We start from the raw sequence: 9790 nt of genomic DNA on the forward strand, positions 1-9790 counted from the left end.
GGGGTGAAGGGGGTGAGGGTGGTGTTGGCGCCGGCGTGGAGGAAGAAGGGGAGGGAGAGGCGTTCGGCGTTGCGGAATTTGACGCGGTGGTTCGGGGCCGGGAAGTGGTCGTGGGTGAGGTAGCCCAGGTAGGTGCCGCAGTTCACCAGGAAGTTCTCGCCCGAGGTGGGGAGGTCGCGCCAGCCGTCGACGGTTTCGACCTGGAGGTTCTGGACCTCGGTCTGGAAGAGGACGGTGATCATGGAGACGTCGAGGTGGTCCTCGAAGCTCAGTTTCGTGCCGTCCGGGCCGGTCTTGACCGGCGGGTAGTCGTCCAAGTAGGGGTAGCGGATCATCGAGACGGCGGAGAGGGTGTCGGTCTCGGAGAGGGCGGCGTCGAAGAAGTCCTCCGGGCGGCCCAGGGCGAGGGCGAAGCCGCGCATCAGGTGGCGGGAGAGCCGGAACATGTCGCGGTAGTACTGCTCGGAGAACGCGCGGAATCCCGGGTGGCGGTCCTCGTCGGGCCAGATGTTGACCTCGTGCATCGGGGCGCCGGCCTTGATCATCGGGTGGTCGGCGTCGAAGGACGGGTTGAGGTAGCACCAGGATTCGACGGCTTTTTTGCCCTTCACGGCCATGTAGTAGCCGTTGCGCACCCGGGGGTTGGCCGGGTTGTAGGCGTTGATGGCCAGGGCGTGTTTCTCCTCGTCCGTCATCGTGCGGTGGAATTCGTTCACGACGTCCTGGAGCTTCTGGACGTCGATTCCGTGGTGGGACGCGTAGAAGAATCCGGAGCCCCGGCAGGCCTTGTCGATCTGCCGGGCGACGTCGGCTTTCGCGTCCGGGTCGGTGCCGAAGAGCGGCGAGACGTCGATCGTCGGGACGTCCGCCGACGGCATCGGAATGGGCATGGAAATCCTCCGTGGAACCGTAGGGAGAGGTCAGGTGGCGTCACGCAGGGTTTCGACGCGTGCGCAGAGCTCGGCCACCAGACGGTCGTTCCGCACCCAGGAGTGGTGGGTCGCGCCGCGCAGCGGGTGGACCTCGATCGACCGGGCCGGCAGGAGCGCGTCGAGGCCGTTGTACGGGGTTCGCTGGTAGTGGGCGAAGAGCCGGCGCTGGCGGTCGTCGAGGGCTATCTCGTTCTCCTCGCCCGCCTTGAACAGCACCACCTTGCCGGTGCTCGCGTCCAGCCGTTCCAGGTCGGCCGGGTCGGGAACGTAGTGGTGGTTGATCGGGTCGAGGACGTCCCGGACGCCCGGGAGACCGATGGCGGCCGTGGCGGTCCGGATGTCGAAGTACGGGTCGATGAGGAAGAGGTGGTCGATCTTCTCCCCCTCCCGGGCCAGGCGCAGCGCCGCCTCCAGGGCGACGATGCCGCCGAAGCTCCAGCCGAGGAGGCTGTACGGGCCGGACGGCCGGAGGGCGCGGACGTGTTCGAGGTAGTAGTCGGCGACGGCCTCGAACGACTCCATGGGTGTGTGCAGGTGCACGTTGTTGAACAGGACGAGCCGGGAACCGGTCAGCCGCTGGGCGATGTTGCCCAGGTAGCTTTCCGCTCCGCCTTCGCCCGGGGGGAAGACGAAGAGGGTGTGGTCCGGCTCCTTCTCCTGACCCGCCAGGACGTAGGGAGTGAAGGGTTCCGGGTCCCCCAGCGGCGTACGGGTCGCGGTCGGGCGGTCCGCTGTCTCCTGGTCGCGGGCCACGGTCATCGTGTGGGTCACGATCCGTTCGAGCCAGGTGCGCAGTTCGCCGGCGAACCGTTCGGTGGTCGCCCGGTCCAGGCGGCTGTCGACCACGGTGACGAGGCGGTCGCCCGCGCAGTGCGCCGTCACGTCCACCGCGAACTGGTGCACTCCGCGGTCGCGTTCGGAGGTGTGGGCGCCGCACAGCGCCGGGTCGAGCCGCCAGGGCGCGGGGCCGTCGCCCGGGGTCCGCGGTCCGTCGTCCGCGAACCGGCCCAGGTAGTTGAAGGAGACCGGTGCGAGCGGTGCCCGCTCGGTGCCGTAGGCGCCGTGGAGCGCGCCGTAGCCGATGCCGTGGTGCGGGACGCGCCGGACGGCGTCCCGGGTGGCGACGATGCTGCGGCCCAGGTCCCTCGGGTCCGTCCGGACGGCCAGCGGGTGCATCGTCGTGAACCAGCCGACGGTGGCCCGGACGTCGGGCGCTCCCGCGAACCGTTCCCGGCCGTGGCCCTCGACGGTGACGTGCTGTTCCTCGCGGCCCGTGACCGACCGCAGGGCCAGTCCGGTCGCGGTCAGCAGCAGGTCGTTCATGGTGGTGTCGTACGCCCAGTGGCTCTCGGTGAGCAGGGTGCGGGTGAGGGCCGGGGGAAGGGTGAACTCCTCCCGGTGGGATGCGGCGCCTCCGCCCGTCGCGCCCCAGGCGTCCGCCGAGGTCAAGGCGTCGACCGTGGTCTCCCACAGCCGGCGCTCGTCCTCGTCCGGGGTGTAGGCGCGCAGCGCCCGCGCCCACTGCCGGTAGCTCGCCGTCTTCTCGCCCAGCTCGCCGCCGTGGTAGAGGATCTCCAGGTCCTGGGCGAGGATGTGCCAGCTGACGGTGTCGACGAGCAGGTGGTGCAGGGCGAACCAGACGCGCGCGCTGCCGTCCGCGTACCCGTGGAGGTAGGCGGCGCGGGCGGTCGGGCCGTGCTCCAGGTCGAAGCCGGCCTGTAGTTCCGTGAGCCGGCCGCGGATCTCCTCGTCGGTCAGGCCGCGTACGTCGAGTACGTACGGGTCGAGATCCGGGATGCCGGGGGCGTAGAACTGGGTGGTCCGCACGCCGTCCCCGTCCCGGTACCGCAGGCGGAACGCGTCGTGGTGCGCGGCCAGCCGGGCCAGGGCCCGCCGCAGCCGGTCCGGGTCGAGCTCGGGGGTGGTGACGGCGAAGGTCTGGTTCCAGTGGGCGCGGTCGGTGAGGGGCCTGGTGAAGAACCACTCCTGGACGGGGAGGAGCGGGCAGTCGCCCTCCAGCGTCCCCTGCTCCGGCGCCTCGTGGTTCTCCTCCGGTGTCCGGCGCGCGGCGGTCCGCCCGGTGAGGACGTGGTCCGCGAACCCGCGCACGGTGGGGTGGTCGAAGACGTCCTTGACGCCGACGTCGTGCCCGGTCTCCCGCCGCACCCGGCTCGCCAGGCGCAGCGCTCCGATGCTGTCGCCGCCCGAGCGGAAGAAGTCGTCGTCGATGCCCACCGTGCCGCCGGGCAGCAGTTCGCCCCAGAGCCGGCAGAGCAGGGCCTCGGCGCGGTCGCGCGGGGCGGTGTGCGCCGTGCGGCGGGAGGTGAAGTCCACCGCGGGGAGCGCCCTGGTGTCGAGCTTGCCGTTGACGGTCGTCGGCAGCCGGTCCAGGCGGACCAGCGTGGACGGCACCATGCCCGGCATGAGCCGCGCCCGCAGGGCGGCGAACGCCGCGTCCTCGTCGACGGCCGTGCCCTCGTCGGCCGTGTAGTAGCCGACGAGCCGCTTGCCGCCCGGCGCCCCGCCGTCCGCCGTGGCGACGACGGCGCACTCGCGGACGTGCGGGCAGGCGGCCAGGACGGCCTCCACCTCGCCGGGTTCGATCCGGAGACCGTTGATCTTCACCTGGGCGTCGTTGCGGCCGATGTACCGCAGTTCGCCGTCGTGGGTGAGGCGGACGAGGTCGCCGGTGCGGTAGAGGACGGGAGTCCGGACGTCGCGCCGTTCCTCGACGGCCCGGCCGTCGCGCCGCTCGTCCGGGGTGCGGAACGGGTCGGGCAGGAACCGTTCGGCCGTGAGTTCCGGCCGGTCGAGGTAGCCGTCGGCGACGCACTCGCCGCCCACGTACAGCTCGCCGACGGCCCCCGGCGGAAGCGGCCGCATCGCGTCGCCGAGCACGTGGAGCCGGGTGTTCCCGAGCGGCCGGCCGAGGGTGTCCCGGTAGGGCTCGCCGGGGGCGAAGTACCGGACGGTGTTGTAGACGGCCGTCTCGGTGGTGCCGTAGGCGTTGACGATCGGCCCGGCGTATCCCTCGCGGATCCGGTCGAAGTGGTGCTCGTGGAACGCCTCGCCGGCGACGAGGACGTGCCGCAGGCCGGGCAGCCGCGCCAGGTCGAACTGCTGGACCTGGGTGGGGGTGCCGCTGAGGTAGGTGAGGCCCGCGCGTTCGGCGTAGGCGTAGAAGGCGTCGTCGTGGGCGGCGTCCCGCGGCGGGATGATGAGGGTGTTGCCGCTGAGGACGGAGAGGGCCAGCTGCTCGACGGAGAAGTCGAAGACGTAGTTGGCCAGGAAGAGCACACCCTCGCGCGGCCCCCCGGGCGCGCCCGGCACGCTCGCGTACCGTCCCGCCACCTCCCGCCGGAAGCCGTCCACCGCGCGGTGCGGGACCCGTACCGCCTTGGGGCGGCCGGTGGTGCCGGAGGTGTAGATGGCGTAGGCGAGGTCGGCGCCGGTGGCCTCGGGAGCCGGGGGGAGGGCACCTACGGGTGTCGGGACATCCTCGGTGGCATCCTCGGTGGCGTCCACCACGGGCAGTCCCCGCAGCCGCGTCCCGTGGTCCCGGTCGGTGATCACCAGCCGGGCGCGGGTGTCGTCCAGCATGAACGCGACGCGGTCGTCGGGGTGGTCCGGGTCGATCGGCACATAGGCCGCCCCGGCCTTCCACACCGCCAGGATCGCGACGACCGTCAGCTCGCTCTTGTCGAGCATCAGGGCGACCAGGTCGCCCGGCCGCAGGGCGACGGCGGTCCGCAGGCGACGGGCCAGCCGGTCGGCGCGCTCGTCCAGCTGACGATACGTCAGCCGGGTGTCGCCGCAGATCACCGCTGTCTCGTCCGGACGGGCCGCCGCCTGCTCCTCGAACACGGCGTGGAGCGTCCGCGCCGCCGGGGCCGGTACGGGGGCGGCGTCGCTCTCCTCGCCGGCCGTTTCCTCGGCCTCCGCGACGAGCGTCACCTCGGCCAGTCCGGCCGAACCGCCCGCGCCGGCCAGCCGGGCGAACTCCTCCAGGATGTGCCGGAAGGTGGCCGCGAATCCCTCGGCGCTCACGTCGTCGAAGAGGGACGCGGCGTACGTCAGGTTGCCCGCGAGCCCGCCGGCGGTCTCGGTCAGGGTGGCCGACAGGTCGAACTTGGTGGCCGTCCAGCCGTCCGCGTCCGGCCGGTGCTCGGTGGGCGCGGGCCGGCCGTCCGCCGAGGGGGCCGGGTCCGCGGTGAGGTTCTGGAGCGTGAAGTTGACCTGGACGAGGGGGTGGCGGCTGGGGTCCTGCTCCAGGGCGAGCTCCTTGACGAGCTGCTCGAACGGCAGCTCGCCGTGGACCTGGGCCGCGACCACCCGCTCGCCCACCGCGCGGACGTAGTCCGCCAGCGTGGCGTCCGGGTCGACGTTCACGCGCAGCGCGAGCAGGTTGGCGAAGAGGCCGATCGTCCGGTCGTACTCGGGGCGGCCCCGGTTGGCGGTGGGGGTGCCGACGATGAAGTCGTGGCGGCCGGTGTAGGCGTTCAGCATGAGGCACCAGGCGCCCAGCAGCACGCTGTAGAGGCTGACGCGCGCCGACCGGGCCAGGGCCCGGAGCGCCTCCGTGGTCGGCTCGTCGACGGTGAAGTCGAGCTCCCGGCCCCGGTGGTCGAAGCGGGGCGGGCGCGGCCGGTCCAGCGGGAGCGGGACGGGCTCGTGGCCCGCCAGCGCTTCGGTCCAGAAGTCGGTGAGCGCGGCCAGCCGGCGGCCGGTGAGGTACCGCCGCTCCCCCACCGCGTGCTCGGCGTAGCCGCCGCCGACCGGCCCGAGGGCGCTCTCGGGCGTACCCCGGAGCAGCGCCGTCAGCTCTTCCCGGAAGACGTTCCAGGACCAGCCGTCGAAGCAGGTGTGGTGGAAGACGAGGCTCAGGTACAGGGCGTCCGGATCGCTCGCTACCTCGAACAGATCTGTTTTCAGGGGCAGTTCGGCGTCCAGCCGGAAGACGTGGCCGGCGCACGCGACCAGCCGCTCGTCCAGCGCGGCGATGTCGTCGACCCGGTGCACGGGGGTGCCGAGGGCGGCCGGTACGGCGTCCTCCGGGAGGACGTGCTGCCGCCGGACGCCGTCGCCGTCGGTGGTGAGCAGCGTGCGCAGGGCGGCGTGGCGCCGGACCAGGGTGCGGAGGGCCCCGGCGACGGCGTCCGGGGTGAGGGTGCCGTCCGCCGGGATCCGCAGGGCGAACGGGATGTCGTAGGCGGCGGTCCCACCCTCGAACTCCTCGATGAACAGCAGCCGTTCCTGCGCGAGGGACACCGGGGGCCGGCCGGTCACGGCGAGGCGGGTGGACTCCGGCGGCGCGCCGGCGGCGTCGTCCGGCCGGGCGGCCGCGTCCCGGATGTGCCGGGCCTGCGCGCGCAGGGTGGTGTGCCGGAGGACGGTCGTGACGCCGAGGCCGCGGCCGAAGCCGGTGGTGACGGCCTGGGCGAGCGCCATCGCGCGGATGCTGTCGCCGCCGAGCGCGAAGAAGTCGTCGTGGGCGCCGATGCGGTCCGGGGGGACGTCGAGCACGGCGGCCCAGATGCCGCACAGCCGGATCTCGACGTCGTCGGCGGGGGCGATGTACTCGGTGGTGTCGCCCGGCCCGAAGTCGGTCTCCGGGAGCCGGCGGACGTCCAGCTTGCCGCTGGGGGTGACGGGGATGTCGGTGATGCGCAGGACGCGCGCGGGCACGATGGCCTCGGGGAGGGTCGCGCGCATCCACTGCTTGACGTCCTGCTCGTCGAACTCCTCGACCTCGGGGTCGCAGATGCAGAAGCCGACGAGGTACTTCTGCGCCCCCGCGCGTCCGCCGTGCTCGCGGGCGATCACCAGGGACCGGGTCACGCCGGGGTAGGCGGACAGGACCGCCTCCACCTCGCCGAGTTCGACGCGCTGCCCGCGGATCTTGACCTGGAGGTCGGTGCGGCCCAGGCACTCCAGTTCGCCGTTGGGCAGCCAGCGGACCAGGTCGCCGGTCCGGTAGAGGCGGGCGTTGCGGCCGGCCGCCACGTCCTCCGGGGTGCGGAAGGGGTTGTCGACGAAGCGTTCCGCCGTGAGGTCGTCGCGGTGCAGGTAGCCGCGGGTGACGCCGTCGCCGCCGATGCAGAGCTCGCCCAGGCCGCCGACCGGCACCCGGCGCATATGGCGGTCGAGGACGTAGGCGGTGGTGTTGGCGACCGGGTGGCCGATGCTCTTGGTGGCGCGCCGCTCGCCCACCGCGTAGGGGCGCTTGTGGCTGGTGATGGAGATCTCGGTCGGGCCGTAGCCGTTGATGATCGTGCCGTCGAACGTCTCGCGGATCCGGTCGAACACCGGCTCGGTGAAGTCCTCGCCGATCGCGTCGATGCGCGTCAGCGTGCGCGTCGAGGACCAGTCGTACAGGGACAGCACGGACGGCGTGCCGGAGAGGTAGGTGACGTGCTCGTCGTCGATGTACCGGTACAGCCGCTCGGGGTCGGTGCGCATGGTGTCGTCGAGGACGACGAGCTTCTGGCCGTTGAGCAGCGCGTCGGTCATCTGCTCGACGAAGTGGTCGAAGACGTAGTTGGAGAAGGACAGCAGCGCCTCCCGGCCCCGGGAGCGGTCCAGGGTGAACAGCTCGGCCAGGGACGTCTGGAGGTTGACGACGCCGCGGTGCTCGACGAGGACGGCCTTGGGGCGGCCGGTGGTGCCGGAGGTGTAGATGGCGTAGGCGAGGTCGGTGCTGGTGACGTCCGAGACCGGTGCGTCCGCCGGGTGCTCGTCCAGCGGCAGCCCCTCGACGCCGAGCACCCGGTACGCCGCCGCGCCGGGGAGGGCGCGGAGCCGGTCGCCGTGCGCCTCGTTGGCGACGACGAGCCGGGCGCCGGTGTCCTCCAGCATGTACGCGATCCGGTCGTCGGGGTAGCCGGGGTCGATGGGGACGTACGCGGCGCCGGCCTTCCACACCGCGACGATCGCGACGATCATCAGCTCGCTCTTGTCGAGCACCAGGCCCACCAGGTCGTCCGGCCGCAGCGGGACGACGGACCGCAGGTGGTGGGCGAGCCGGTTGGCGCGCTCGTCGAGTTCGCGGTAGGTCAGGCGGGTGTCGCGGTAGACCACGGCCGTCTCGTCCGGCCAGGCGGCGGCCTGCCGTTCGAAGACGGCGTGCAGGGTCAGGCCGTCCGGGTACGGGGTCCAGGTGCGGTTCCAGGCGTCGAACCGCTCGATCATGGCGGGCGACACCGGCTCCAGGGCGGTGACGGGCCGGGTGACGTCCTCCGCCACCTGGGCGAAGAGGGTGCCGGCCACGTCGAGGAGCATGTCGATCGTGGCGTCCTCGAAGAGCTCGCCCGCGTACCAGAGGGTGACCGTCAGCTCGTCGCCCTCCTCGCGGGCCACGACGGCCAGCGGGTAGTCGACCTTGTCGGCGTCGTACGCCTTCTCGAAGCGCAGGAGTTCGTCGTACTCCTCGGCCTCGGCGAGGAGGCGGGGGTAGTTCTCCAGCACCAGCAGGGTGTCGAAGAGCCGGCGCTTCATCCCGCCGGTGCCGAGCCGGCCCAGCTCGACGGTGCTGCGGCTGTTCATGGTGTTGACGGCGGACTGGATGGCCCTCAGGGCCGTGCCGACGTCGCCGGCCGCCTGGGCGTCGTGGTCGACGATCAGCGGCAGGGTGTTGATGTACAGGCCGACGGAGTTCTCGATGCCGTCGACGCGCAGATTGCGGCCGGACACGATCGTGCCGACCACCGTGGTGTTCCCGCCGCCGACGGCGTGCAGCACCTGGTGCCAGACGAACTGGAGCACCGAGTGCAGGGTGACGGAGTGGGCGGCGCACAGCGCCTTGAGCGCGGCGGTGCGCTCCGCGCCGAGGCCCAGCCCGCGGGTCCGGTGCTCGCGGACGTGGTCGTAGTCGCTCAGGTCGACGCGGTAGCGGATGTCCTCCTTGAGCAGCCCGGCGAAGTCGCCCCGCTCGTCGACGCGTTCGACCTCCCGGAGCCAGTGGTCGACGTCGTCGTCCCGGTGCTCCTCCCAGTACCGCTGGGCCGCGACGTACGCGTGGTCCGCGGCCGGTGCGACCGGCTCGCCGCGCAGCAGGCGCAGGTAGGTGCGGTGGACGTCGTCGTGGAGGACGGGCAGGCTCCAGCCGTCCAGGATGAGGTGGTGGCAGCTGAAGACCAGCGCGTACAGGTCGTCGCGCTGTTTGACCAGGTGGACGCGGAAGAGGCGGCCGGCGGCCGGGTCGTAGGGCTCGGCGCGGTCCCGCTCCTGGAGCTCGCGGATCCGGGCGTCCTGCTCGTCGGCGTCGGACACCGCGCTCAGGTCCAGGTAGCGCCAGTCGACGGGCCGGCCGTCGGGCTCGATGATCTGGAGCGGCTCCTCGGCCCACTCGAAGCGCAGCCGCAGGGCCGGGTAGGTGCGCTGGGCGTGCTGCCACGCCTCCCGCATCAGCTCGGGGCGGAGGGCGCAGCGGTAGCGGTGGACGGACTGCATGACGTAGGCGTCGTCGCCGTCCGGGCTCTTCAGCGCGTGGTAGAGCAGGCCCTGCTGGAGGCCGTTGGCGCGCAGGGTCAGGGGGGCGTCCGCGGGCGCTGCCGGCGCGGGGGCGGGGTCCGGCTCGGCCCGGTGTGCCGGGGCGCTGTCCAGGTGGCGGGCGAGCTCGGCCAGGGTGCGGAGGGCGAAGACGTCCTCGACGCTCACGAACACGCCGAGGCGTTGCCGGACACGGGCGATGAGCAGGATGCAGGAGATGCTCTGGCCGCCGAGCCGGAAGAAGTCGTCGCCGTCGCCGATCCGGTCGGCCGGCAGACCGAGCACCTCGCTCCAGATCGCGCGCAGGGCGTCGAGGACGCCGCCGGACGGCCGTACACCGGCGGCCTCGGAGGTGGCGGCGGGGGCCGGGC

At 72.6% G+C, this 9790-nt stretch carries 2 protein-coding genes; both read right to left on the reverse strand.

All coding sequences use genetic code 11. From position 1 onward, the window contains the following. Positions 1-890 (reverse strand): 2OG-Fe(II) oxygenase family protein (locus ACSNOK_RS25850; protein ID WP_436783174.1); only part of this gene is annotated, 890 nt, incomplete at its 3' end. 30 nt (positions 891-920) lie between these two features. Beyond that, on the reverse strand, positions 921-9790 hold an 8870-nt coding region (locus ACSNOK_RS25855), incomplete at its 5' end, for an amino acid adenylation domain-containing protein (RefSeq protein WP_436783175.1).

The organism is Streptomyces sp. URMC 126 (genome assembly GCF_051386555.1).
Lineage (GTDB): Bacteria > Actinomycetota > Actinomycetes > Streptomycetales > Streptomycetaceae > Streptomyces.